Raw genomic sequence first — 23,684 nt, forward strand, 5'->3', positions numbered from 1 at the left:
CAGCCGTGCCCTTCCCGCGCCCCGCCCACCGTCCGCACCTCGCCGTCTCCGCCGCCGACCCGCGCCGTCGCGGCGCCGAGCGCGGGCGGCTGCTCGGCCCGGAACTGCACGGCGCCATCGAGACGTACGACCGGCTGTTCGCCCTCGGCGGGATCGCGCCGGAGGTGGTCAGGGCGGACGCCGAACGGGCCCTGGACGCGGTCGGGGCGTTCCGGCCAGGACTGCGCGAGCAGATCGAGGGGGTGGCCGAGGGCGCCGGGGTGGAGGTCTGGCGGATCGCCGCGCTGAACGCCCGTACCGAAATACTGGCCCGCTCGGCCGCCGTACCGCCGGGCGAGTGCTCGACCGTGGTCCGTCGCCCCGCCGGGGCCGGGGCAGGGTCGCCGGTCGGGGTGCAGACCTGGGACTGGCACGTCGAACTCGCCCCGTACTGGCACACCGTGGCGTCCAGCGGTGCCGCGCACCGCTATGTCGGTCTGACCGAGCACGGCATCCTCGCCAAGATCGGCGTCAACAGCGCGGGGGTGGCCCTGCACTTCAACATCCTCGGCCACGAGGCCGACGGCGTCGGCGGCATCTCGGTGCACGTGCTCGCCACGCTCGTCCTGGAGGACGCCGAAAGCGTCGCGCACGCCGAGGAGTTGGTCCACTCGGCGCCGCTGGCCTCGTCAGGCTCGTTCCTGCTCTTCGACACCGACCGGACGGTGCTGCTCGACCTCAGCCCGGTCGGCGTCTTCGAGGCCCCGCCGGTCCGCGCCGACACCTATCTGCGCACCAACCACTTCCTCACCCCGGTGCCCGCCGCCGAGGAGAAGTCCCGGCTGTACCAGCCGGATTCGGGCGAGCGCTACCGCTTCCTGCGCGACCGGCTTGCCGACGGCGGACCCACCGGCCTCGACGCCGGGCGGGCCGCCGCCGGAGTGCCGGAGCGGACGGCGGGCCTGCTGGTCACCGGTCCCGGCGAGCCGCCGGTGACCTGCCTGCCCGAGCCGGGCGCGCCGCTGGGCCGCCGCTGGGCGAGCCTCGCCACCGTGGTCCTCGACCCGGCGGCCCGTACCGTCCAGGTCCTGGACGGCACCCCGGCGGAGCGGTTCACCCGCCCGTGGCGGCAGCTCAGGGCGTGACGCGGCGGGGGCGGAGGAGGGTTCCGGCGACGAGGGCGGCGAGCAGGGCGGCGGCCAGGCCCACCACGGCGATGAGATCCGGGGCCGCGGTGCTGCTCATCAGCCCGCTGTTGACGCTCTCCCCGGCCTGCGTGGCGGCGGCGGCGAGCGCTCCGACGCCTCCGACGAACCCGGCGGGCGCGTCGTCGGCCAGGTCCGCGTAGAGCGGGGCGAGCGCGAGACCGGCCCCGAACCCGCCGACCGCGAGGGCGGCCACGACGGCGAACACCCCACCGGCGTCCAGGCGCAGCGGCAGCACCGCGGCCCCGGCGGCCAGCAGGATTCCGCCCCAGACGACGCAGGACCTCGTCCCGGCGGCCCCGGCCGCCCGCCGCCCGGCCACCGCCGCACCGGCGAGGGCGCCGACGAGCAGGGACAGCATCACGCCGCCCTGCGCGGTCGGCCCGAGTTCGTGGTAGACGACCGGTTGAAAGTCGGACGCCCAGCTCAGATCGAACAGCGCGGCGGTGAACAGCCCGAGTGCGAGGAAGCTGCCCGCCCGACGGCGGCCGCCGAGGATGCCCGGGCCCGCGAGGGCCTGCCACACCGCCCGCTGCCGCCACCCGAACGCGGCACACAGCAGCAGACCGGCCACCGTGACGACCGCGCTCACCGGCTCCGGCTCGTCGAACGGGTCGAGCACCGCGCCGCCGTAGGCCAGCGCGCCGAGTCCGGCGCCGCCGAGCAGCACCGCGGCGGCGTCGAAGGGCGTGCCCGGGCCCTCGGCCGGGGCCCGGCGCTCGACCTTGCCCAGCGTCATGGCCACCAGGGTGACGGCGAAGGGGACCATCAGGTAGAGCCCGATCCGCCAGTTCAGGCCCTCCTCGACAGCTCCCGTGAGGAGCCTGCCGACGGCGGAACCGCCCACGACCACCGCGGCGAAGCCGACGAAGGCCCGCCGTCGCGCCCCCGGGTCGGGGACTCCCCTGGTGATCAGCGCGAAGGCGCCGGCGGTCAGCAGTGCGGCGGTGACGCCCATGATTCCGCGGGCCGCGACGAGCACGCCGAGGGTCGCCCCCTCGCCGAAGACGTCCGCCGCCAGGACGCATTCCAGCAGCGTGACGGACAGGAATCCCGACAGTCCCGCGAGCAGCGCGGCACGGTTGCCGATCCGGTCGACGAGGTGTCCGGCGAGGGGCAGTGCGGCGGCGAACCCGACGAGGTACACGCGGAACGCGAGCAGGACCTCTTCGCTCCCCAGGTCGAGACTGACCCGGAGATCCTGGTAGGTGCCCGCGAAGACGCTCGCCTCCACCGCCACCATCAGCAGCACGAGCACGGCGATCAGCACCGCCCCGCGCCGCCGCCCGCCGCCCGGCGCCCCGGCAGGGGACACCGACGGGGCGGTCGGGGCGTACGGCGCGGCGCCCGCCGTCGGCGCGTACGCGAGGGCCACCCGGGGGTCGTGCTGCGCGGGCACCACGGGCGGCACCGTCGGTGCGGGCGGCATCGCCGCAGCGGCGGGCAGCGGGGGCGCGAAGTCGAGCAGTCCTGCGGCGTGACGGCCGAGTTGGGCGAGTACGGAGCCCGGCAGCCATTCGTCCGGGTGGTCGGTCGCGGTCCGTTCGGCGATCTGCTGGGGCGTCGGGCGGCGGGCCGGATCCTTGTCCAGACAGGCCCGTACGAGTTCCACCAGCGGCGCCGGTACGCCGGTGAGGTCCGGCTCCTCCTCCGCGACGCGGAACAGATGGGCGTTGAGCCCCGAGTCGCCCGCGCCGAACAGCATGCGTCCGGTCGCCGCGTACACGAGCACCGCGCCCAGACAGAACACATCGCTGGCCGGGGTGAGTTCACGGCCGCGGACCTGCTCGGGGGACATGAAGCCGGGTGAGCCGATCAGCATCCCGGTGCGGGTGTGGAGGCTGTCCCCGGCGAGGCTCTCCATCGCCCGGGCGATGCCGAAGTCGATGACCCGGGGTCCGTCGACGGTGACGAGCACGTTGGAGGGCTTGAGGTCGCGGTGGATCAGCCCGGCGTCGTGCACGGTCCGCAGGGCGAGGGCGAGCCGGTTGGCGAGGGCCGTCACCGAGTGCTCGGGCAGCGGCCCGTAGTCCCGGGCGACCACGGTGTGCAGGTCGGGCCCGGGTATGTACTGGGTCGCCACCCAGGGCACCTCGGCCTCCGGGTCGGCGTCGAGCACCGCCGCCGTCCACTCCCCGCCGACCCGGCGCGCGGCGGCGACCTCGCGGGCGAAGCGCCTGCGGAACTCCGCGTTCCCCGCGTACTCGGCCTGCACGACCTTCACGGCCACGGTCCGCCCGGCCTCGGAGCGCCCCAGGTACACCAGGCCCATGCCGCCCGCGCCGAGGCGGCCGATGAGACGGTAGGGGCCGATGTGGCTCGGGTCCGCTGCGGTCATCTGTTCCACGAGGCGGCAGGATAGTGCAACTCCCCTGGACGGGCGGGTGTTTGGGCCGATCAGGCCGGTTCCGCGCGGTGGTGGCCCGCGCCGGGGGCGGCCCCGGCCCGCGCCCGGCCCGGCCCCGGTACGGCTCCGGGTGCGATGATCGGATGCACGGGCGGGCACCCGGGACCGGGCGGCCGCCGTCGCCACGCACCTGGAGGCAGCACCGTGCAGTCCCTCAGCCACGCCGAGGTGAAGGCCGCCGTCGAGCGGGTCGCCGATGTCATCCGACCGGTCACGGTCGCCCGGGCGGAGCCCGGCACCGCCGACGCCCCCGACCGTCCCGACCTCTTCCTGGCCCTGGAGTTCCTCCAGCACACCGGATCGTTCAAGGCGCGCGGCGCGACCAACTTCCTCCGGGCGCACGCCGAGGCGGGCACGCTGCCCCCGGCCGGGGTGACCATCGCCTCCGGCGGCAACGCGGGCCTCGCCTGCGCCTGGGCGGCGCGGCGGCAGGGGGTGCGGGCCACGGTGTTCCTGCCGGAGACGGCGCCCCGGGTGAAGGTCGAGCGGCTGCGCGGCTACGGGGCCGAGGTGCGGCTCGCCGGTGCGGAGTACGCGGAGGCGCTCGCGGCCTGCGAGGAGTTCGCCGCGCACAGCGGGGCGCTGGCCTCGCACGCGTACGACCATCCGCTGATCGCGGCCGGTGCGGGCACCCTCCTGGAGGAGCTCAGGGAGCGGGTGCCGGGGCTCGGCACGGTGGTGGTGTCGGTCGGCGGCGGCGGGCTGTTCGCCGGGGTCGCGGCGGCCGCCCGGGAGCACGGCATCCGGGTGGTGGCGGTGGAACCCGAGAACTGCCGGGCCCTCGACGCGGCCCTCGTCGCGGGCGCCCCGGTGGACGTCACGGTCGACTCGGTCGCCGCCGACTCGCTCGGCGCCCGCCGGGTCTCCGCGGCCGCCCTCGCCGCCGCCCGCCACCCGGACGTCCGCACCCTGCTGGTCCCGGACACCGCGATCGTCGCGGCCCGCCGCGCCCTGTGGCAGTCCCACCGCCTTGCCGTCGAGCACGCCGCCGCGACCGCTCTGGCGGCCCTCGCCCCGGCCCCGGCCGGGTCCGGGTCCGGGGAGCCGGGCTACCGGCCGGAGCCCGGCGAGAAGGTGTGCGTGGTGCTGTGCGGCGCGAACACGGACCCGGGCGACCTCGTGGACTAGGACATGGCCGAGCGGGTCGACGGGGCCGACCGGGTCGAACGGGGATCCGGGGTCGGGCACCCGGCGGCCACGGTCGGGGGAATGTGCGGGCCGGGGCGTTGCCGGGGTGCGGTGGGGTGGTACCTCGTTGGCCATGCAGCCAGGCTCGCCCCCCGCGGTCGCCCCCTTCCTCCGTACGGCCGCCGCCTACGCGTGGCGGCTGCTCGTCGTCGCCGCGTTCGTGTACGCGCTGTTCGCGGTGCTCGGGCGGTTCCACGAGATCGCGGTGGCGGTGTTCCTGGGCCTGGTGCTCACCGCGCTGCTCCGGCCGGTCGCGGATCTGGTCGCCCGGGTGCTGCCCCGGCCGCTCGCCGTGGCGGTCACGCTGCTCGGCAGCATCCTGCTGGTCCTCGGCGTGCTCGCGCTGGTCGGGGAGGCGGTGGCGGGCGAGCGGACGACGCTGGTGCGGGAGTTCCGGGACGGCGTGGGCCGGATCGAGCACTGGCTGGAGCAGCCGCCGTTCCGGCTGAATCCGAAGGCGCTGTCCGATGTGCAGTCCCGGATCGGGGAGTTCCTCTCCAGTCACCGCTCGACGCTGGTGAGCCAGGCGGTGAGCGGTGCGGGGCGGCTGGTCGCGGTGCTCACCACGCTCGCCCTGGCACTGTTCTGCGCGGTGTTCTTCATCCACTCGGGCGACCGGCAGTGGGCCTGGTTCCGGGAGCAGTTGCCCGCGTCGGTACGGGAGCGGGCGCGGATCGGCGGCCGGGCGGCGTGGCGGACCTTCACCGGCTACACCCACGGCATCGTGCTGGTGGCGGCGACGAACGCGGTCCTGGTGGGGATCGCGCTGTGGCTGCTCGGGGTGCCGTTGGCGGTGCCGCTCGCACTGCTGGAGTTCGGGGCGGCGTTCGTCCCGCTGATCGGTTCGCCGGTCGCGCTCGCGGTCGCGGCCGTGGTGGCGCTCGCGGCCAAGGGGCCGTGGGTGGCGGCGGTGGTGATCGCGCTGATCGTGGTGATCGGCCAGATCGAGGGGCATCTCCTGCACCCGCTGGTGATGAGCTGGGCGGTGCGGCTGCATCCGCTGGTGGTGGCGATCTCGGTGATCGCGGGCTCGATCGCGGCGGGCATCGTGGGCGCGGTGACGGCGGTGCCGCTGGTGTCGGTGGTGTGGTCGGTGTACACGGCGCTGCGGGCGGCCCGTACGACCACGGCCGGCCCGGCTCCGGCACCGCCCGGCGGCGCGTCAGCCGACGGGACCGACCGGACCGGCGGGGGCAGCGGGGGCGACGGGAGCGGTGACGGCCCCGGCGGTGGTCCTGGCGCGTGAGGAGCTGAGGATGCTCACGGCGTTGGCCGTGACGACCGCGCCGATCGCCGCCGCGTCCGCCCAGCCGAGCCGCTGGCCGAGACCGGTCCACCCGACGAACGCCGCGAGCACCGGATTGACGCTCATGAACAGACCGAAGGCCGCCGCCGGCACCTGGCGCAGGGTCAGCAGGTCGACCAGGTAGGGCACGGCCGAGGACAGCACGCCCGCCGCCACCGCGTAGCCGAGCGTGGCGGGCGTCGGCCGGTGGTGGGCCATGGTCAGGGCGCCGATCGGGACGAACGCGAGGGCGGAGACCAGGGCCGCCGCGGCGGCGCCCTGCGCGCCGGGGATCCGGGTGCCTATGGTGCGGTTGAGCAGGATGTACGCGGCCCAGGACGCGGCCCCGAGCAGGCCGAAGCCCATCCCCGCGTAGTCCGCGAGCGGCTGCGGGCGCATCAGGACGACCACCCCGGCCAGCGCGAGCAGCGCGCAGCAGGCGTCGACCCGGCGGCGGGCGGCGGCGAGCGCGATGGTGAGCGGGCCGAGGAACTCCAGGGTCACCGCGAGGCCGAGACCGATCCGGTCGATGGCCGTGTAGAGGCAGAGGTTCATGGTGCCGAACACCACGCCGAGCAGGAGCACCGGCCACCACTGGTGCCGGGTGAAGGAGCGGAGCCGGGGCCGCCCGACCGCGCACAGCACGACCGCGGCGACGTACTGACGGACCGCCACCACGCCCACCGGGCCGAGCACGGGGAACGCGAGGGAGCCGGTCGCGGCGCCGATCTGGTTGGACAGACCGCTGCCGAGCATGGCGGCGACCCCGGCCGCCGAGGTCCGGCGTGCCGGCGCAGGCACGGCGGCGGGAGCGGGAGCGGGAGCGGGAGCGGGGGCGGCGACCGACGACGACGAAGAGGCGGACGACGAGGGCGGGGTGGGGGCGGCAGCAGGCATGGCCCGATGCTCCTCCCCGGGGTCGCTTGCACAAAATGCATGGCCGGAAGCGATCGATACGCTGAGCGTATGGACATGGAACTGCGCCAGCTCCGCTTCCTCGTGGCGATCGTCGACGAGGGCGGCTTCACGGACGCCGCCCATGTCCTCGGGGTGTCCCAGGCGGCCGTCTCGCGCACCCTGGCCGCTCTGGAACGGGCCCTGGGCGTGCGGCTGCTGCGCCGCACCTCGCGCTCGGTGACCCCGACGGCCACCGGCGCCCGGGTGGTGGCGCAGGCGCGCCGGGTGCTCGGCGAGGCCGACGAGCTGGTGCGGGTGGCGGTGGCCGGGGAGGGCGCGCTGCGGATCGGGTACGCGTGGTCGGCGCTCGGCCGCCACACCCCGGCGTTCCAGCGCCGCTGGGCCGCCGCCCGGCCCGATACGGAACTCCAGCTGGTCCGGGTGAACTCGCCGACCGCGGGGCTCGCCGAGGGCTCCAGCGATCTGGCCGTGCTGCGGGCGCCGCTGCCCGACCGGGACCGGCGGTTCGACACGGCGATCGTCGGTCTGGAGCGGCGGGTCTGCGCGATGGCCGCCGACGACCCGCTGGCCGGGCGCCGCTCGGTACGGCTCGCGGACCTCAGCGGGCACACCCTGCTGGTCGACCGGCGCACCGGCAGCACGACGCCGGAGCTGTGGCCGCCGGACGCGCGCCCGGCGACGGAGGAGACGTACGACGTGGACGACTGGCTCACCGCGATCTCCACCGGCCGCCGGATCGGGATGAGCGCGGAGGCGACGGCCAGTCAGTACCGCAGGCCGGGCGTGGTCTACCGCCCGGTGCGCGACGCCGAGCCGGTCGCGGTCCGGCTCGTGTGGTGGCGCGACGACCCGCACCCGGCGACGCAGGCGGTGATCGAACTGCTCACGGCGCTGTACCGGGAGGGCTGACGGCGCCGTGACCGGTGTGCGTACCGGTCAGACGGCGTGCGTACCGGTCAGACGGCGTGCGCACGGGTCAGACGGCGTGCCCGGCGCGCAGGTCCGCGATGTCCCGCGCCCCGTACCCCAGTTCCGCGAGGATCCGTTCGGTGTGCTCGCCGACGGCGGGCACCGGATCCATCCGGGGCCGGGTCCCGGCGAGGTCGACCGGCGGCAGCAGGGCGGGGACGGTCGGGCCGCCGGGGAGCGGGACCTCGCGCCAGCGGTCGCGGGCGGCGAGCACCGGGTGGTCGAGGAAGGCCGCCATGTCGTTGACCCCGGCGTTGGCGATCCCGGCCGCGTCCAGGATCCGGCCCGCCTCGGCGGCGTCGAGGTCCGCGAACCGCGCGGCGACCAGCGCGTCGAGCTCCGCGCGGTGGGCGACCCGGGCGGCGCCGGTGGCGAAGCGCGGGTCGGCGGTGAGGTCGGGCCTGCCCAGGAACCGTTCGCACAGGGCGGCCCATTCGCGTTCGTTCTGGATCGAGAACAGCACGTCGTGGCCGTCGGCGGCGGTGAACGCGCCGTACGGGGCGATGGTGGCGTGCCGGGTGCCGATGCGCGGCGGCTGGGTGCCGCCGAACCGGGTGTAGTAGGCGGGCTGGTGCATCCACTCGGCGAGCGCCTCGAAGAGCGAGACCTCGACCGCGCGGGCCACCCCGGTGGTGGCGCGGGTGAACAGCGCGGTGAGGATGCCGGTGTGCAGGTACATGCCCGCGGCGATGTCGGCGACCGAGATCCCGGCGCGTGCGGTGCCGTGTTCGTTGCCGGTGAGCGAGACCAGGCCGGTCTGGCACTGCACGAGCAGGTCGTACGCCTTGCGCTCGGCCCACGGTCCGGTGGTGCCGTACCCGGAGAGCCCGGCCGTGATCAGCGTGGGGAATCGTTCCGCCAGTGCCTCGGGGCCGAGGCCGAGGCGGGCGGCGGCGCCGGGGGCCAGGTTCTGCACGAACACGTCGGCCCCGGCGAGCAGCCGTTCCATGACGGCCCGGCCCGCGTCGGTCTTCAGGTCGAGGGTGAGCGACTCCTTCGACCGGTTGAGCCAGACGAAATAGCTGGACTCGCCGTGCACGGTCGTGTCGTACCGCCGGGCGAAGTCCCCTTCCCCCGGCCGCTCGATCTTGATCACCCGGGCGCCGAGGTCGGCGAGCTGGCGGGTGGCGAAGGGCGCGGCCACCGCCTGTTCGAGGCTGACGACGGTGATGCCCGCGAGCGGCAGCGCCCCGTCCTGGTCGGCGGCCGGTCCGCGCTGGCCGGTGGCCGGTCCGGTGGGGCTCGCGCCGGTGCGGATCTCGTCGCGGTGCGGGCGGTCCGTCATACGGTCTCCAGGGGCGTACGGGCGCGGGCGAGGCGGGCAGGGGCGGGCTCCTCGACCCTACGCGCCCCCACCGGCGGCCGGGGCCGCACCCGGGGCCGGGGTCGGGGTCGGGGTCGCGCCGGACGTCCGCTTGTCGGCCTCGGCCGGGTAGGCACTGCCGGAGGCGTCGCAGCGCAGCGGCCAGACCCCGGCGACCTCCGGCTCGCGCACCCGGACCAGGACCTTGGTCTGATCGACGTCGACGGCCTTCGCCGCCGTGCAGGCGAGCTGGCTGACCGCCGCCTGCTCCAGCCGCGCGACGCTCACCGGCAGATGCAGGTCGACCTGGTGCTCGCCGGTACGGGCGGCGGTGACCGCGCCCTTCAACCTCGCGGGCACCAGAGTGACCAGGCCGCGTTCCCGCTCCGCCGCGGTGGGTCCTTCCAGGAGCAGGTCGACGGCCTCCTGCGGGCCGGCCGACGGGGACACCGTACGGGCCGCGTAGCGCAGCCCGTACGGGCCGACGAACAGCAGATGGGCGTCGTCGATGGCGGTGCCGGGCCGGTTGGCGCCGACGGCGGGCGCCCCGGCCGACACCGGGCCCGTGGTGGAGATCCCGCAGCCGGCGAGCGCGGCGAGGGAGAGGAGGGCGCCGAGGGCCGCGGCGGCGGCGCGGCGGGCCCGCGCCGGGCGGTGGGTGGCGGTCATCCGGCGCCCTCCTCCGGCTCGGTCTCCGGTCGTGCGGCGAGCGGCAGGTCGAGGGTGAACACCGCGCCGCCGCCGGGGGCGTTGGCGGCGGTGAGGGTGCCGCCGTGCAGCCGGACGTTCTCCCGGGCGATGGCGAGGCCGAGTCCGCTGCCCTCGGAGCGGGTACGGGCCGAGTCGGCCTTGTAGAAGCGGTCGAAGACGTGCGGCAGCACCTCGTCGGGGATGCCGGGCCCGTGGTCGGCGACCTCGATCACCAGGCGGGTCCCGGCGCCCTCGGCCCGGGCCCGGACGTCGACGGGCGCGCCGCCGTGCCGCAGGGCGTTGCCGACGAGGTTGGCGAGGACGACGTCGACGCGGCGCGGGTCGAGCCCGGCGCGCAGTCCCGCGGGCACGTCGACGCGTACCTGGTCGCCGGTCCAGCCGCGCAGCTGGACGGTCTTGCGGACGGCCTCGGCGACGTCCACCTCGTCGAGGTGGAGGGCGGCGGCGCCCGCGTCGAAGCGGGAGATCTCCATCAGGTCCTCGACCATCCGGGCCAGTTTGCGGGTCTCGTCGCTGATCAGCTGGACCGCCTCGGCGGTGTCGGGGTCGAGCCGGCCGGATGCGGCGTCCTCGTCGAGGACCTCGGTGACGGCGCTCATCGCGGCCAGCGGGGTGCGCAGTTCGTGGGAGACGTCGGCGGCGAACCGGCGGGCGCCCGCCTCCAGGCGGCGCAGTTCGGCGTCGTCGCGTTCGAGGGTCGCGGCCATGGTGTTGAAGGTGCGGCCGAGGTCGGCGAGTTCGTCGCCGCCGGTGGCGTCGAGGCGGGTGTCGAGGGCGCCGTCGGTGATCCGCTCGGCGGCGCCGCGCAGTTCGCGCACCGGGCGCAGCACCCGGCGTCCGGCGAGCAGCGCGGGCACCACGGCGAGCACCAGGGCCGGGATCGCGCCCGCCTCGGCGGCGGTGACCAGGGCGGCGATGTCGGCGCGCTGCTCGTCGAGCGGGAAGGTGGTGTAGACGGTGAGTCCCGAGGGTGCGGCGCTGTCGGCGAAGCGTACGGGCACGCCGACCGCGAGCCAGGGCTCGCCGTACCGCTCGTAGCGCTGGTAGACGGCCTCGTCGCGGTCCTCGACGGCGCCGCGCAGGCCGTCGGGCAGGCCGGGTCCTTCGGGCTGTCCGGCGACCGCTTCGCCGTCGTCGTACGCGGCCTCGGTGTGCCAGCCGCGCGAGGCACCGGCCCGGTCGAGCTGGAGCACCACGTTGCGCAGGTCGGCGGTGGTCGGCGGGATCGGCACGTCGGGCGCGAGGGACGACGCCTGGGCGCGCAGGTCGCGTACGGCGGTCTCCTGGGCCCGGTCGAGGATGGCGGCCCTGGCCTGCCGGAAGGTGAGCGCGGCGGTGATCAGGGCGCTGAGCGCGGACACCCCGAGGAAGGCGATGACGAGACGGCTGCGCAGGCCGGGACGGCGCCGGAACCGAAACCGGAACCGGGACCGGCGGCGGCCGGGGGTGGTCACAGCGGGCCGAACCGGTAGCCGAAACCGCGTACGGTCTGCACGTACAGCGGGTGGCGGGGGTCGTCCTCGACCTTGCCGCGCAGCCGCATCACACAGGCGTCGACGAGCCGGGCGTCGCCGTAGAAGCTGTGCTCCCAGACCTGTTCGAGGAGCTGCTGGCGGCTGAAGACCTGGCCGGGGGTGGCGCTGAGGAAGAGCAGCAGTTTCAGCTCGGAGGGGGCGAGGACCAGTTCGGTGCCGTTCTTGGCGACGAGCAGCGCGGCCCGGTCGACGGTGAGCGCGCCGTGGGTCTCGGGGCCGGTGGCCGGGGTGCCTCCGGCGGCGGGCGTGCCGTCCGGGCCGAGCGGCGCCGGGGGGACGACGCGGCGGAGCACGGCCTTCATCCGGGCCTCCAGGACCTCGCCGCTCGCGGGTTTCACGATGTAGTCGTCGGCCCCGGCCTCCAGGCCCACGACCATGTCGATGTCGTCGCCTCTGGCCGAGAGGATGATGATCGGGATCTGCCGGGTCTCCCGGATCCTGCGGCAGACCTCAAGGCCGCTCATACCGGGCAGCATCAGATCGAGCAGGACGAGCTCGGGCTGGGCCCGGTCCAGGGCGAGCAGTCCGGTCTCGCCGCTGGCCGCGCTCTCGATCTCGTGGCCCCGGCGGCGCAGGGCCAGCTCGACACCCTTGCGCACGGCGGGGTCGTCCTCGATCAGCAGCACTCGTGTCATGGGTCCTCGCGACTCCGCTTTTCCGTCGGTCCGGAACCATCGTGCACCGGATCTCCGCTCGCCTTTCGTCACCAGTGTGCTCGACGCGAATGATGAGCCTTTTCGTGTTGTGTGATGGATCGATGACGGGGCCCGGTTCCGCCGCTCCGGCGTGTTCGCGTCGGTGACATGAACGACAACCACGAAATGCCCGAGGAAACCGGTCACCGGATCATCGAAGGAAGCGTCGTGCGTTCCCGTACGGAACACCGGGCGGCGCGCCGTGCCGCCGTGTGGCGGGCGGCGGGCGGAAAGGGCCGGACGCTCGGTGTCGCGGCCGCCGCCGGGGTCGTGCTGGCCGCCGCGTTCGTCGTGCCGGGGGCCATCGGCGGCCCGGCCGGGGCGGCGGACTCGTCCGGTGGCACCGATCCCACGGCCAGCGGGGCGGGCGGCGAGCCGGGTGCTGAAAGTCCGGTGCGCGGCGGTTCGCCGGACCTTCCGGCGCCGAAGGTCGACATGGCGATCGTCCGCGGCTCGGAGGACGAGGGCCGCACGGTGAACCTCACCCTGGACGACGGACCGGACCCCCGCTGGACCCCGAAGGCCCTGGAGCTCCTGAAGAAGTACCAGGCCAAGGCGGTGTTCTGCATGACGGGGCCGAACGCCGCCGCGCATCCGGAGCTGGTGAGGCGGGTGATCGCGGAGGGGCACCGGCTGTGCGACCACTCGATCAGCCATGACACGGCGATGGACAAGAAGCCGGTCGACCACCAGCGCAAGGAGATACTCGACGCCAAGGCGATGATCGACGCCGCGTCGGGCGGCGAACGGATCTGGTACTACCGCGCGCCCGGCGGTGCCTTCACCCCGGAGAGCCGTCAGATCGCCGCGTCGGAGGGCATGCGCAATCTGGGCTGGAACGTCGACCCGAGCGATTACGAACAGCCGGGCACCGAACGGATCGTGAAAGCCGTCAAGAACCAGCTGGCGAAAGGCCCGACGGTGCTGATGCACGACGGCGGAGGAAATCGCGCCCAGACGATGGAGGCGCTGGAGCAACTCCTTCCGTGGTTCAAGGAACAGGGTTATGCGTTCAGTTTCCCGAAGGCGGGCTGACGGCCGCGGAAAGGGCGTGCAGGCGCAGCGCGAGCTGTATCTCCAGGGCCCGGGACGGCGATTGCCAGTCCTGGCCGAGGAGGCGCCCTATCCGCTCGATCCGCTGGGCCACGGTGTTCACATGGACGTGCAGATCGTCCTTGGTACGGGCCGGGCTCATGCCGCTGGCGAAGTAGGCGTCCATGGTGCGGACCAGGTCGGTGCCGCGACGGGTGTCGTAGGCGACGACCTGGCCGATGGTCCGCTCGACGAAGCCCTCGATGTCGCGGGTGTCGGCGAGCAGCAGCCCGAGGAAGCCGAGGTCCTCGGCGGCGGCGCCCTGGCCCTGGCGGTGCAGCAGCCGCAGTGCCTCCAGGCAGCGGCGGGCCTCCTGGTAGGCGGGGGCGACCCGGTCGGGGTGGGCGAGCGGCGCGGGGACGGGCGCGGAGGCGCCGACGGTGACGGGTTCGCGCAGCGCCCCGCCGAGGTGGCGGGCGGTCTGCCGGGCCAGCTCGGCGGCGCTCTCGCCGGGGCCGAGCGGCAGCAGCAGGACGGTGCCGCCGTCCCGGGCGGACGCCAGGCCGTGCCGGGTGGCGGCCAGATGGGAGGCGGCGGAGCGGAGCCGCTGCCGGTCGGCGCTGGCGCGCGCCCCGTCCTCGGCCCGCCCGTTCTCGTCGGCCCCTCCCCCGGGTGCTCCCCCGGTGCCCGCGCGGTCGATGCGGGCGGCGAGCACCACATGGGGTGCGTCCGCGTCGGTACGGAGCCGGGCGGCCCGGTCGCGCAGCAGCCGCGGGTCGCGGTCGGGCGCGTCGAGCAGGTCGTCGAGGAGCTCGCCGCGGACCCGCTGCTCGGCCTCCCCGGCGGAGCGCCGGGCGAGCAGCAGCAGCGAGGTGACGAGCGCGGCCCGCTCCAGGGTGCGCAGGTCGACCGGGTCGAGTCCGGGCCGGTCGCGCAGCACCAGGGCGCCGAAGCTCTCGCCGCCCGCGGACACTTCGGCGATCCAGTCGTCGCCGTCGCGGACCGCGTGCCCGTCGGGCGCCGGTCCCGTCCCGGGCCGCTCCGCGACGAACTCGACGGCGCCGCCGAGGACTTCGGAGACGGCGGCGGCGACGTCGGTCACCCCGCCGCCGCGCAGCACGAGTTCGGTGAGCCGGTCGTGGACCTCGGAGGCGCGCTCGATGACCCCGCTGTGCTCGCGGATGATGTCGTTGGCCCGTTCCAGCTCGGCGAGGGCGGTGCGGGTCTCGGCGAGCAGATGGGCGGTGTCGATGGCGACGGCGGCATGCGCGGCGAAGGAGCCGAGCAGGGCGACCTGTTCGCGTTCGAAGACGCGGGCGCGCCGGTCGGCGGCGAAGAGCACGCCGATGACCTGGCTGCCGAGGGTGAGCGGCACGCCGAGGATGGCGGTCAGGCCCTCGTCCCCGACGGCGGTGTCGATGGTGCGGGTGTGCTGGAAGCGGCTGTCCTTCATGTAGTCGTCGGTGACGTAGGGCCGGGCGGTCTGGGCGACGAGCCCGCCGAGTCCTTCGCCCATGCCGAGGCGCAGCTGCTGGAACTTCGCGGAGACGGAGCCTTCGGTGACCCGCATGTAGGTGTCGCCCGCGGCGGGGTCGTTGAGGCTGAGGTAGGCGACCTCGGTGCCGAGCAGGGAGCGGGCGCGCTGCACGATGGCGCGCAGCACGTCGTCGAGGTCGCGGAGCCCCGCGAGGTCGTGCGCGGTCTCGAACAGCGCCGACAGCTCGGCCTCGCGGCGCCGTCGGCCCTCCAGGTCGGCGCGCACCCGCAGCGCGAGCTGCTTGGCCTGTTCGAGCTCGGCCAGCTCCGCGGGCCCCGCGCCGCTCGCGCGGGCGAGCAGCACGGGGCGGTCGTACGCCTCGGTGGCGGCGCCGCGGGCGAGGAGCTCCAGGTAGACGGCCTGTTCGTGGGTCATGGTCACAGGGATACCTGTCGGACGTGGGGTCGCACCAGCCCTGTGGACAACCGCCTGTGGACAACGGAGGGGTGGGGCGACACCGCCGGACGGCCCTCAGTGGGCGGTCCAGCCGCCGTCGAGGGCGAGGGAGGTGCCGGTGAGGAAGGACGCCTCGGGGGCGCAGAGGTAGAGCACGGCCTCGGCGACCTCCTCGGGTTCGATGAGCCGCTTGACCGCGGTGTCCTTGAGCAGCACCTCGGTCAGGACGCGGGCGGCGGGGATGCCGTGGGCGGCGGCCTGGTCGGCTATCTGGCGTTCGACGAGCGGGGTGCGGACGTAGCCGGGGTTGACGCAGTTGGAGGTGACGCCGTGCGGGGCGCCTTCGAGGGCGGCGGTCTTGGACAGGCCCTCCAGGCCGTGCTTGGCGGCGACGTACGCCGATTTGAAGGCGGAGGCGCGCAGCCCGTGCACGGAGGAGATGTTCACGATCCGGCCCCACCCGCGCGCGTACATCTCCGGCAGGGCGCCCCTGATCAGCCGGAACGGTGCCTCCAGCATCACGGTGAGGACGGTGTGGAAGACGTCCGGCGGGAAGTCCTGGAGGGGGCGGACCAGCTGGAGTCCGGCGTTGTTGACCAGGATGTCGGCGCCGGCCGCGGCGGCCTCCGCGGCGTCGAGGTCGGTGAGGTCGAGCAGCTGCGGCTCGACCGTGCCGGGCAGCGCGGCGGCCGCCCCGGCCAGCGCGTCGAGTCCGGCGGCATCCCGGTCGACGGCTCTGACCCGCGCCCCGGCGGCGGCGAGCCGCAGCGCGCAGGCGCGGCCGATGCCGCCGGCCGCGCCGGTGACGAGCGCGGTGCGCCCGGAGAGATCGAGGCTGACGGACCCGGGTGCGGGTCCCGAGGGGGTGGGGGCGCTCATGTCCCGCACCCTACGAAGGCCGCCACCCCCCGACCGATGGGTGCCCGGCACATAGTTCAGCCCATGGGTGTGGGGTCGAACCATGTCGGTTCGTTCTTCAGGGCCTGCTCGATCCGGAAGTGGGAGAAGCGCTTCATCTCGGGGAGCGCGTCGAGCGCGAACCAGCCGACCTCGGTCGACTCCTCGTCGTTCACCCGGGCCTCGCCGCCGACGGCCCGGCAGCGGAACGAGACGTCCATGAACTGGCAGTGGTCGCCGTTGGGGTAGACGACCGGCTTGCGGAGCGTCTGGACGAGCACCACCCGCTCGACCTCGCAGCGCACCCCGGTCTCCTCGTACACCTCGCGCACCGCGCAGGCGGCGGGCTGCTCGCCGGGCTCGACGATGCCGCCGACGACGGCCCACATCCCGTTGTCGGCCCGGCGGCCGAGCAGCACCCGCCCCCGGTCGTCGAAGACGACGGCGGAGACGCCCGGCAGGAACAGCAGCTGATGCCCGGCGGAGACGCGGATGTCACGGATGAAATCGGGAGTGCCCATACCCCCGACCCTAGATCACTTCCGGAGTCTGACTTCCGGAGATCACTTCCGGCCGCGGGCGCGGACCGCGCGGGTCACCGACCAGCCGAGACCGCCGAGCGCGACCGCGACGAGCAGCGCCTCGGGCAGGGTGCCCATGCGGGTCGCCGGGGTGAGCGAGGAGCGCAGCGGCACCTTTTCGACGAGCACGTCGGGGGTGAACATCTTCGTCTTGGCGACGATCTTCCCGTCGGGCTGGATCACGGCGCTGACGCCGCTGGTCACCGGGACGACGACGCTGCGGCTGTGCTCGACGGCGCGCACCCGGGACATGGCGAGCTGCTGGTAGGTCATCTCGCTGCGCCCGAAGGTGGCGTTGTTGCTGGGCACGGTGATCAGCTGGGCGCCGTCGGTGACGGTGTCCCGGACCGCCCAGTCGAAGGCCGCCTCGTAGCAGGTGGCGAGGCCGACCTTGGTCCCTGCGAGGTCGAAGACGCCCACCTTGGTGCCCGCGCCGAAGTCGCGGCGGACCCGGTCGACGTCGCTGCTGAACAGCCGGACGAAGGACCGCATCGGGATGTACTCGCCGAAGGGCTGGACGTGCCGCTTGTCGTACTCGGCGACCGGGCCCTTCTTCGGGTCCCACTGGATGAGGGTGTTGCGGAGCTTGCCGGTCTCGGGCGCGATGACGGCGCCGATCACGGTCGGCGCGCCGATCTCCCGTACCGCCTGGTCGATCACCGCGTAGGCGTCGGGGTTGGCGTACGGGTCGATGTCGGAGGAGTTCTCCGGCCACAGCACCAGGTCGGGCTGCGGTTCGCGGCCGGCCTTGACCTCGGCGGCGAGCTCCTTGGTGCGGTTGGCGTGGTTGTCGAGGACGGCACGGCGCTGGGAGTTGAAGTCGAGACCGAGCCGGGGCACGTTGCCCTGGACGGCGGCGACGGTGGCCGTGCCGTCCTCGGCCGCGTCGGAGACCAGCGGGAGCGCGGCGAGGGCGCCGGTGACCGGGACGAGCACGGCGAGCGCGGCGGCGAGCAGCGGCCCGCGCGCGCGGGGCGCCGTCGCGGTGGCCGTCTCGGTGGCAGTGGCCGTCTCGGTGTCCGCCTCGGTGTCCGTGCTCGCCGCGGCGGTGGCGGCGCGGCGGGCCCGCAGCTGGCGGACCAGCTCGTACAGGCCGAAGCCGCACAGGGCGACCGCGAAGCCGAGCACCGGGGTGCCGCCGACGGCGGCCAGCGGCAGGAAGACGCCGTCCGCCTGGCCGAAGGCGATCTTGCCCCAGGGGAAGCCGCCGAACGGCACGCGCGCGCGTGCCGCTTCGCCGAGGACCCAGACGGCGGCGGCGAACAGCGGCCAGGCGGGCAGCCGGGAGACCAGTGCGACGCCGAGTCCGACGGCGGCGACGAACAGCGCCTCGACGGCGGCGAGCGCCACCCACGGCAGCGGTCCGACCTCCTCGCCGGTCCAGATCAGCAGCGGGAGCAGGAAGCCGAGCCCGGCGAGGTAGCCGAGGCCGAATCCGGCCCGCGCCCGGCGCCCGTACAGCGCCCAGCCCAACAGCGCGAACGCGGGCAGCGCGAGCCACCACAGGGGCCGGGGCGGGAAGCTCAGGTAGAGCAGCAGTCCGGACAGCAGGGCCGCGCCGGGGCGCAGCAGCCGCCGTGGGCCACGCACCCGCTCGGGGGCGGGGGTGGACTCGGGCGCGTCGGCGGGGACGATGGTGGTGCTCACCTGGCGGAGTGTACGGCGCGGGGCGCGTCCGGCAGGAGTGCGGGCCGTGCCGTACTCCCCCGCGATGGCCGGTACCGCACCGTGCGCCGGGCGGCGTGCGGGCGGCGCGGGCCGCCACCGGTGAGAGGGCCGGCCGGCGGGCGGGTCAGAGGGCCGGTCCGGCCGGTGCGGTGGGCGGCCCCGCCGGGTGCAGCAGCGCGCGGATGGCCCGTACGGCCGACTCGGCGTCGTCGACGGTGACGGTGAAGGTGCGTCCGTCGCCGAGCCGCAGCACCAGGCCCTCACCGCGCCGGACGACGACCGCGGTGCCCTTCTCGGGCCGCCAGCGGTAGCCCCAGCCGCCCCACTGGCGCGGGGTGACGGAGGGCGCGAAGTCGGCGTCGACCACGTGGGAGAGCGGGATGCGGCGGCGCGGCAGGCCGATGTGGCCGCAGCGCACCTCCATGCCCCGGTCGTCGACGCGGACGGCGACCTGCACGAAGGCGAGCGTGCCGAACAGCACGAGCAGTCCGGCGGCGAGGCAGCCGACGACCGCCATCAGGAGCGGGGCGATGCCGGAGGTCCAAGACGACTCGACGGCGAGCAGCACGCCGAGGGCCATGCAGGCGAAGCCGCCGACCGCCGGCAGCCATTGCATGCGGTTGGTCGCGCGGCCGGTCCAGACCGGTGCCGCGGGTCCCTCGGGACCCGGGTGCGGGGCGTCGTCCCTCATGGGGCCAGCGTACGCACGTTCCGCCCGGGCGGCTCCTCAGCGGAGCCGTAGGGACACGCTCAGTGGGTGGCGGGCGCCGCTTCGAGGGCCCGGCCCTCGGCGTAGCTGAGCGCGGCCGCCGGAAGGACCCCCGGGCGGCCGCTGAGCAGCACGGCGAGGCCGCCGGTGGGCGGCGCGGCGGGGGCGGGCTGGGCGCCGATCCGGCGCAGCGCCTGGGCGGCGACCGCCTCGGCGGAGCCGTGCAGCACGAGGGAGGAGTCGCCGTCGCGGCCGAGGGCGGCCCGGATCTGGTCGCCGACCAGCTCGTAGTGGGTGCAGCCGAGGACGACGGCGCGGACGTCGGGGGGTGTGAGCGCCGCCGCGGCGGCGACCGCCCGGCGCACGCCGTCGGCGTCGTCGTGCTCGACTGCGTCGGCGAGTCCGGGGCAGGGCACCTCGGTGACCTCGGCGCCGTGCGCGAAGTCGCGGATCAGGCCGCGCTGGTAGGCGCTGCCGGTGGTGGCGGGGGTGGCCCAGATGGCGACCTTGCCGCCGCCGACCGCGGCCGGTTTGATCGCGGGCACGGTGCCGATGACCGGGATCCGGGGCTCCAGCTCGGCGCGGAGCGCGGGCAGGGCGTGGACGGTCGCGGTGTTGCAGCCGACGATGAGGGCGGCCGGGTCGTGCGCGGCGGCCGCCCGGGCGACGGCGAGGGCGCGCCCGGTGAGGTCCTCGGGGGTGCGCGGGCCCCACGGCATGCCGTCCGGGTCGGAGGAGAGCACCAGGTCCGCGTCTGGCCGCAGCCGACGGACCGCCGCCGCCGCCGGGAGCAGGCCGATTCCGGAGTCCATCAGGGCGATCTTCACCCGGTCACCCTAGCCGACCCCCCTCTTTTCCCGTTCGATCCGGTCCTTCTGGGGCAGACTGCGGCGGATGAGCCCGCTTGCGTGGACCGCGACCGTTTCGCTGGCCGTCTGGGGGTGGCTGCTCCTGGGCCAGGGCTTCTTCTGGCGCACCGACCAGCGCCTGCCCGCCCCCCGGCCGGCGGCGGGCCCGGCGTCCGGGCGGTGGCCGGCGGTCGTGGTGGTGGTCCCGGCCCGTGACGAGGCCGAGGTGCTGCCGCTGAGCCTGCCGTCGCTGCTCGCCCAGGAGTACCCGGGCCGGGCCGAGGTGATCCTGGTCGACGACGGCAGCACCGACGGCACCGGCCGGACCGCCGCCGAGCTGGCGGCGGCGCGGCCGGGCGGCCTGCCGCTGACCGTGGTCCGGCCGGGTGAGCCCGCGCCGGGCTGGACCGGCAAGCTGTGGGCGCTGCGGCACGGCATGGCGCTCGCGCACGCGCGGGAGCCCGGGTTCCTGCTGCTGACCGACGCCGACATCGCGCACGAGCCGACGAGTCTGCGGGTGCTCGTCGAGGCGGCCGAGGGGCACCGGCTCGACCTGGTGTCGCAGATGGCGCGGCTGCGGGTGACGAGCGGCTGGGAGCGGCTGATCGTCCCGGCCTTCGTCTACTTCTTCTGCCAGCTCTACCCGTTCCGCTGGATCAACCGGCGCCGCCCGCTGGCGACGGCGGCGGCGGGCGGCTGTGTGCTGCTGCGCGCGGAGACCGCGCGCCGGGCGGGGGTGCCGGAGGTGATCCGGCAGGCGGTGATCGACGATGTGTCGCTGGCCCGCGCGGTACGGAGGTCCGGCGGCCGGGTCTGGCTGGGGCTCGCCGACCGGGTGGACAGCGTCCGGCCCTATCCGCGGCTCGGCGACCTGTGGCGGATGGTCTCGCGCAGCGCCTACACCCAGCTCCGGCACAGCCCGCTGCTGCTTGCGGGCACGGTCGGCGGCCTGGCGCTCGTCTATCTGGTGCCGCCGGTCGCCCTGGCCGCCGGGCTCGCCGTCGGCGATCCCCGGGCCGCCTGGGCGGGCGCTCTCGCCTGGGCGGTGATGGCGGGCACGTACCTGCCGATGCTCCGCTACTACCGGCAGCCCGCCTGGCTCGCGCCGCTGCTGCCGTTCACCGCTCTCCTCTATCTGCTGATGACGGTGGACTCGGCGGTCCTGCACCACCGGGGCCGGGGCGCGGCCTGGAAGGGCCGTACGTACGCGCGCCCCGAGCCCCAGCCGAACCGCCCCCCTGAAGGCAGTGGCTACTTTGAGTAATGCGATGGTCCTTCTGCGTTTCCCGACGGCCGTCGAATCGAGTCGCCCTGTGTGTCTCCCGTGAATGTCGCACCACGGAAAACCCCGTTTGTTAACGGCTTCTTTATCGATGTTTCGGCAGGTCAGGCGGTAGCAAACCGTCTAAATCGGATGACCGGGGATTGGGGACTCCCCAATCCGCACATCGTGGGCTTAACTTATGGCCATGACCTCCCCGCGCTCCACCTACGGAGGCGGTTACTACACCGCGCCGTCGTTCCCCGACACCCCGATCTACGACTCCCTCGTCGCAGAGCGGGGCACGCCTCAGATCGCCCCGATCCGAGTGCCCTCCGCTTACGAAACCGGGACCGGTTACTCCGGTGGCGGCGGCTACCTCCCGGCGCTGCCGGCCGCGCTGCCCGCGCTCCCGGCGGCGCCGTCCCCGCAGCCCGCGCCGGGCTACGGCGGCAACCAGCACAGCGGCGGCTACGGCGGCAACCCCGGCGGTCACGGCGGTCACGGGTACGGCTATCCGCAGCCCGCGCCCCAGATGGCGCCCGTGACGCAGCTGATGGCCCCGGTGCCGCCCGCGCCGACGCCGTACATCCCGCAGCAGCCGGCCGCGCAGCGCGGCGGTTACCCGGGTCCGCAGGCGCCGCAGCAGCCGCGCCCGATGGCCACGGGGTACGAGTCGATGCGCCCGGCCGCCCCGCGACCCGCTCCGGCGCCCGCGCCCGCACCGTACGAGGACCCGTACAACCGCCCCTACCAGGGCCGCGGATACTGACGTTCGGACCTGGCGGGGCGGCTGGCAGGATGAGCGCATGCCGATTTCTGTCTTGCGCTCCGTCCACGTCTATCCGGTCAAAGCACTGCGCGGGCTGTCCCCCGCGGAGGCGGAGGTCCAGCCGTGGGGACTGGCCGACGACCGCCGCTGGGCACTGGTGGACGCCGCGGGGAAGGTGGTGACCCAACGCCAGCACGCCCGGCTGGCGTTGGCGTCGGCGGTGCCGCTGCCGGACGGCGGGATCACGCTCACCGGGCCGGGCCGCGAGGCGCTGACGGTGGAGGTGCCGGAGCTCTCCGGCCCTGACGGCACGGTCCCGGTCGAGGTCTTCGGCACGACGGTGGTGGCGGTGCCCGCCGGACCGGCGGCCGACGCCTGGTTCAGCGCGTATCTGGGCGCCGAGGTCAGGCTGCTGCACATGGACGACCCGGCCACCCGGCGGCCGGTCGATCCGGAGTACGCGCTGCCGGGCGAGACGGTGAGCTTCGCCGACGCCTATCCGCTGCTCGTCACCACCACGGCGTCGCTCGACGCCCTCAACTCGCTCATCGCGCAGGGCGATCACCCCGACGAGGGCCCGCTGCCGATGGAGCGCTTCCGGCCGAACGTCGTCGTCGACGGCACCGGGCCGTGGGCCGAGGACGGCTGGCGGCGGCTGTCCATCGGCGATGTCGCCTTCCGGGTGGCCCGGTCGTGCGGCCGGTGCGTGGTCACCACCACCGACCAGTGGACCGGCGAGCGCGGCAAGGAGCCGCTGCGCACCCTGGCCAAGCACCGCAAGGACGGCAGCAGGCTGATCTTCGGCCAGAATCTGGTGCCGGAGCACCGCGGTGTCATCAGGATCGGGGACCTCGTCAAGATCCTCGACTGAAAAACCTCCCAGGAGGCGCGGAACCCACCCCCGGGGCAGACTCGTTGAGAGAGCGGCAACCGCCGAGTGGCCCGTCGCGGGCCGTCGACGAGACGAGGGGGTACGGAGCGTGCGCGCAGCCACCGGGCTCTGGCACTGGCGGCACAATCCCCTGCGCAGGACCACGGACCTGATCGAGGCATGGGTGGCCCTGGCGGCCGCGGCGCTGCTCTTCCTGGGCGTGCCGCTGGTGGGCTGGGCGGCGGGCGCCGCCGCCAACGGCTCCTTGCAGCGTTCGGTACGGCTCCAGCAGCAGGACCGGGTGCCGACGGTGGCCCGGGTGGTGCGGGCGGCCGGGCGGAGCAGCACCCCCGAGCGGATCTCCGAGTCGGCCGGTGAGCAGCGGCTGCGGCCCTCGGTGGTGGCGAACTGGACGGCGCCGGACGGCTCGACCAGGACGGGCACGGTGACCACCACCCGGGAGCACAGTCACCCGGGTGACCTGTTCCCGCTGTGGACCGACCGCGCCGGGCGTGCGGTGTCCGCCCCGATGCACGCGGAGACCGCCCGGGCGCACGCGCTGGTGGCGGGGCTCACGGTGGCACTGCTCGCCGGACTTCTGGTGGAGTCGGGCCGACGGCTCGTCGTACACCGGCTGACCCGGCGGCGGTACGCGCGTCTGGACCGGGCATGGGCCCAGGTCGGTCCCGACTGGGGACGGACGGGGACGGGCAGCTGAGCCGCGGCGACGCGGCGCCCTGGGGGCGCGGCGCGCGCTACGGTGGGGCATCGGATCCGAGATCCCGGATGGCGGGGGATTTTGGATTTTGGATATCGGATTCTGGATCCCGGAAAAGTTATTCCGGATCCCGGATAATGGATGTTGGATCCAGGACATTGGATCCGAAATCCAGAATCCAACCGTCGTCGACGCACGA

At 74.9% G+C, this 23,684-nt stretch carries 21 protein-coding genes; 9 read left to right on the top strand and 12 right to left on the bottom strand.

Features of this window, described 5'->3' with window-relative positions; genetic code table 11:
* The first annotated feature begins 5 nt into the window (after positions 1 to 5).
* Entirely contained in the window at positions 6 to 1,124 is a 1,119-nt protein-coding gene (locus ACIPXM_RS15805) for a C45 family autoproteolytic acyltransferase/hydolase (protein WP_401655477.1), read from the top strand.
* Here the strand turns inward: ACIPXM_RS15805 and ACIPXM_RS15810 are convergent.
* On the bottom strand, positions 1,114 to 3,522 hold the full coding sequence (locus ACIPXM_RS15810; protein WP_401655558.1) for an MFS transporter: 2,409 nt from the start codon (positions 3,520 to 3,522) through the stop codon (positions 1,114 to 1,116). The genes ACIPXM_RS15805 and ACIPXM_RS15810 overlap by 11 nt on opposite strands.
* A 213-nt stretch (positions 3,523 to 3,735) precedes the next feature.
* Between ACIPXM_RS15810 and ACIPXM_RS15815 the strand changes: the two genes are divergently transcribed.
* Together ACIPXM_RS15815 and ACIPXM_RS15820 are read left to right on the top strand one after the other, a co-directional pair.
* Entirely contained in the window at positions 3,736 to 4,719 is a 984-nt protein-coding gene (locus ACIPXM_RS15815) for a serine/threonine dehydratase (protein WP_401655478.1), read from the top strand.
* Positions 4,720 to 4,852: 133 nt separating this feature from the next.
* Positions 4,853 to 6,025: an AI-2E family transporter gene (locus tag ACIPXM_RS15820; protein ID WP_401655479.1), complete on the top strand. Its 1,173-nt coding sequence runs from the start codon at positions 4,853 to 4,855 to the stop codon at positions 6,023 to 6,025.
* On the opposite strand, the gene ACIPXM_RS15825 is transcribed toward ACIPXM_RS15820, so the two are convergent.
* A complete protein-coding gene (locus ACIPXM_RS15825; protein ID WP_401655481.1) occupies positions 5,942 to 6,961 on the bottom strand; it encodes an EamA family transporter in 1,020 nt (339 codons plus the stop codon). The genes ACIPXM_RS15820 and ACIPXM_RS15825 overlap by 84 nt on opposite strands.
* Positions 6,962 to 7,030: 69 nt before the next feature.
* On the opposite strand from ACIPXM_RS15825, the gene ACIPXM_RS15830 reads away from it, so the two are divergent.
* Positions 7,031 to 7,891, top strand: coding sequence for a LysR family transcriptional regulator (locus tag ACIPXM_RS15830; RefSeq protein ID WP_401655482.1), 861 nt, complete (start codon positions 7,031 to 7,033; stop codon positions 7,889 to 7,891).
* Between the two features lie 67 nt (positions 7,892 to 7,958).
* On the opposite strand, the gene ACIPXM_RS15835 is transcribed toward ACIPXM_RS15830, so the two are convergent.
* The 4 genes from ACIPXM_RS15835 to ACIPXM_RS15850 are packed head-to-tail and all read right to left on the bottom strand — an operon-like array spanning position 7,959 to position 12,135.
* A complete protein-coding gene (locus tag ACIPXM_RS15835; RefSeq protein WP_401655483.1) occupies positions 7,959 to 9,236 on the bottom strand; it encodes a CaiB/BaiF CoA transferase family protein in 1,278 nt (425 codons plus the stop codon).
* 57 nt (positions 9,237 to 9,293) lie between these two features.
* Positions 9,294 to 9,923 carry a hypothetical protein gene (locus tag ACIPXM_RS15840; RefSeq protein ID WP_401655484.1) on the bottom strand — a complete coding sequence of 210 codons (630 nt, stop codon included), beginning with the start codon at positions 9,921 to 9,923 and terminating at the stop codon, positions 9,294 to 9,296.
* The gene (locus ACIPXM_RS15845) at positions 9,920 to 11,419 is read right to left on the bottom strand and encodes an ATP-binding protein (RefSeq protein ID WP_401655485.1); all 1,500 of its coding nucleotides are present in this window, start codon (positions 11,417 to 11,419) and stop codon (positions 9,920 to 9,922) included. Before ACIPXM_RS15845 ends, ACIPXM_RS15840 begins: the two co-directional genes overlap by 4 nt.
* A complete protein-coding gene (locus ACIPXM_RS15850; protein ID WP_401655486.1) occupies positions 11,416 to 12,135 on the bottom strand; it encodes a response regulator in 720 nt (239 codons plus the stop codon). The genes ACIPXM_RS15845 and ACIPXM_RS15850 overlap by 4 nt, the downstream gene beginning before the upstream one ends.
* 228 nt (positions 12,136 to 12,363) lie before the next feature.
* On the opposite strand from ACIPXM_RS15850, the gene ACIPXM_RS15855 reads away from it, so the two are divergent.
* A complete protein-coding gene (locus tag ACIPXM_RS15855; RefSeq protein WP_401655487.1) occupies positions 12,364 to 13,230 on the top strand; it encodes a polysaccharide deacetylase family protein in 867 nt (288 codons plus the stop codon).
* On the opposite strand, the gene ACIPXM_RS15860 is transcribed toward ACIPXM_RS15855, so the two are convergent.
* The 6 genes from ACIPXM_RS15860 to ACIPXM_RS15885 form a co-directional block, all read right to left on the bottom strand.
* Positions 13,208 to 15,139 carry a helix-turn-helix domain-containing protein gene (locus tag ACIPXM_RS15860; RefSeq protein WP_401655488.1) on the bottom strand — a complete coding sequence of 644 codons (1,932 nt, stop codon included), beginning with the start codon at positions 15,137 to 15,139 and terminating at the stop codon, positions 13,208 to 13,210. The genes ACIPXM_RS15855 and ACIPXM_RS15860 overlap by 23 nt on opposite strands.
* Positions 15,140 to 15,235: 96 nt before the next feature.
* The gene (locus tag ACIPXM_RS15865; RefSeq protein ID WP_401655489.1) at positions 15,236 to 16,039 is read right to left on the bottom strand and encodes a 3-hydroxybutyrate dehydrogenase; all 804 of its coding nucleotides are present in this window, start codon (positions 16,037 to 16,039) and stop codon (positions 15,236 to 15,238) included.
* A 56-nt stretch (positions 16,040 to 16,095) separates the two neighbouring features.
* On the bottom strand, positions 16,096 to 16,578 hold the full coding sequence (locus ACIPXM_RS15870) for an NUDIX hydrolase (RefSeq protein ID WP_401655490.1): 483 nt from the start codon (positions 16,576 to 16,578) through the stop codon (positions 16,096 to 16,098).
* A gap of 42 nt (positions 16,579 to 16,620) precedes the next feature.
* Positions 16,621 to 18,285 carry an apolipoprotein N-acyltransferase gene (gene lnt, locus ACIPXM_RS15875; RefSeq protein WP_401655492.1) on the bottom strand — a complete coding sequence of 555 codons (1,665 nt, stop codon included), beginning with the start codon at positions 18,283 to 18,285 and terminating at the stop codon, positions 16,621 to 16,623.
* Positions 18,286 to 18,430: 145 nt separating this feature from the next.
* Positions 18,431 to 18,997, bottom strand: a complete 567-nt coding sequence (locus ACIPXM_RS15880; protein WP_401655493.1) for a hypothetical protein — start codon at positions 18,995 to 18,997, stop codon at positions 18,431 to 18,433.
* 59 nt (positions 18,998 to 19,056) lie between these two features.
* Positions 19,057 to 19,842 (bottom strand): glutamate racemase, encoded by a 786-nt coding sequence (locus ACIPXM_RS15885; RefSeq protein ID WP_401655494.1) that lies wholly within the window; start codon positions 19,840 to 19,842, stop codon positions 19,057 to 19,059.
* 67 nt (positions 19,843 to 19,909) lie between these two features.
* Between ACIPXM_RS15885 and ACIPXM_RS15890 the strand changes: the two genes are divergently transcribed.
* The 4 genes from ACIPXM_RS15890 (at position 19,910) to ACIPXM_RS15905 (ending at position 23,485) form a co-directional block, all read left to right on the top strand.
* Positions 19,910 to 21,127 (top strand): glycosyltransferase, encoded by a 1,218-nt coding sequence (locus ACIPXM_RS15890; RefSeq protein ID WP_401655495.1) that lies wholly within the window; start codon positions 19,910 to 19,912, stop codon positions 21,125 to 21,127.
* A gap of 205 nt (positions 21,128 to 21,332) precedes the next feature.
* Positions 21,333 to 21,896, top strand: a complete 564-nt coding sequence (locus tag ACIPXM_RS15895) for a DUF6643 family protein (RefSeq protein ID WP_401655496.1) — start codon at positions 21,333 to 21,335, stop codon at positions 21,894 to 21,896.
* A 37-nt stretch (positions 21,897 to 21,933) separates the two neighbouring features.
* Positions 21,934 to 22,767: an MOSC domain-containing protein gene (locus ACIPXM_RS15900; RefSeq protein WP_401655497.1), complete on the top strand. Its 834-nt coding sequence runs from the start codon at positions 21,934 to 21,936 to the stop codon at positions 22,765 to 22,767.
* 109 nt (positions 22,768 to 22,876) lie between these two features.
* Positions 22,877 to 23,485, top strand: coding sequence for a hypothetical protein (locus tag ACIPXM_RS15905; RefSeq protein ID WP_401655499.1), 609 nt, complete (start codon positions 22,877 to 22,879; stop codon positions 23,483 to 23,485).
* The last annotated feature ends 199 nt before the right edge of the window (positions 23,486 to 23,684 follow it).

It is taken from the genome of Streptomyces sp. NPDC090025, assembly GCF_044748125.1.
Lineage (GTDB): Bacteria > Actinomycetota > Actinomycetes > Streptomycetales > Streptomycetaceae > Streptomyces.

Bases quoted from the DNA above. Each gene is read 5' to 3' on its own strand.
- ACIPXM_RS15810 (WP_401655558.1), bottom strand. From the start codon at position 3,522: ATGACCGCAGCGGACCCGAGCCACATCGGCCCCTACCGTCTCATCGGC.
- ACIPXM_RS15820 (WP_401655479.1), top strand. From the start codon at position 4,853: ATGCAGCCAGGCTCGCCCCCCGCGGTCGCCCCCTTCCTCCGTACGGCC.
- ACIPXM_RS15825 (WP_401655481.1), bottom strand. From the start codon at position 6,961: ATGCCTGCTGCCGCCCCCACCCCGCCCTCGTCGTCCGCCTCTTCGTCG.
- ACIPXM_RS15830 (WP_401655482.1), top strand. From the start codon at position 7,031: ATGGACATGGAACTGCGCCAGCTCCGCTTCCTCGTGGCGATCGTCGAC.
- ACIPXM_RS15835 (WP_401655483.1), bottom strand. From the start codon at position 9,236: ATGACGGACCGCCCGCACCGCGACGAGATCCGCACCGGCGCGAGCCCC.
- ACIPXM_RS15840 (WP_401655484.1), bottom strand. From the start codon at position 9,923: ATGACCGCCACCCACCGCCCGGCGCGGGCCCGCCGCGCCGCCGCCGCG.
- ACIPXM_RS15850 (WP_401655486.1), bottom strand. From the start codon at position 12,135: ATGACACGAGTGCTGCTGATCGAGGACGACCCCGCCGTGCGCAAGGGT.
- ACIPXM_RS15860 (WP_401655488.1), bottom strand. From the start codon at position 15,139: ATGACCCACGAACAGGCCGTCTACCTGGAGCTCCTCGCCCGCGGCGCC.
- ACIPXM_RS15865 (WP_401655489.1), bottom strand. From the start codon at position 16,039: ATGAGCGCCCCCACCCCCTCGGGACCCGCACCCGGGTCCGTCAGCCTC.
- ACIPXM_RS15870 (WP_401655490.1), bottom strand. From the start codon at position 16,578: ATGGGCACTCCCGATTTCATCCGTGACATCCGCGTCTCCGCCGGGCAT.
- ACIPXM_RS15880 (WP_401655493.1), bottom strand. From the start codon at position 18,997: ATGAGGGACGACGCCCCGCACCCGGGTCCCGAGGGACCCGCGGCACCG.
- ACIPXM_RS15890 (WP_401655495.1), top strand. From the start codon at position 19,910: ATGAGCCCGCTTGCGTGGACCGCGACCGTTTCGCTGGCCGTCTGGGGG.
- ACIPXM_RS15895 (WP_401655496.1), top strand. From the start codon at position 21,333: ATGACCTCCCCGCGCTCCACCTACGGAGGCGGTTACTACACCGCGCCG.
- ACIPXM_RS15900 (WP_401655497.1), top strand. From the start codon at position 21,934: ATGCCGATTTCTGTCTTGCGCTCCGTCCACGTCTATCCGGTCAAAGCA.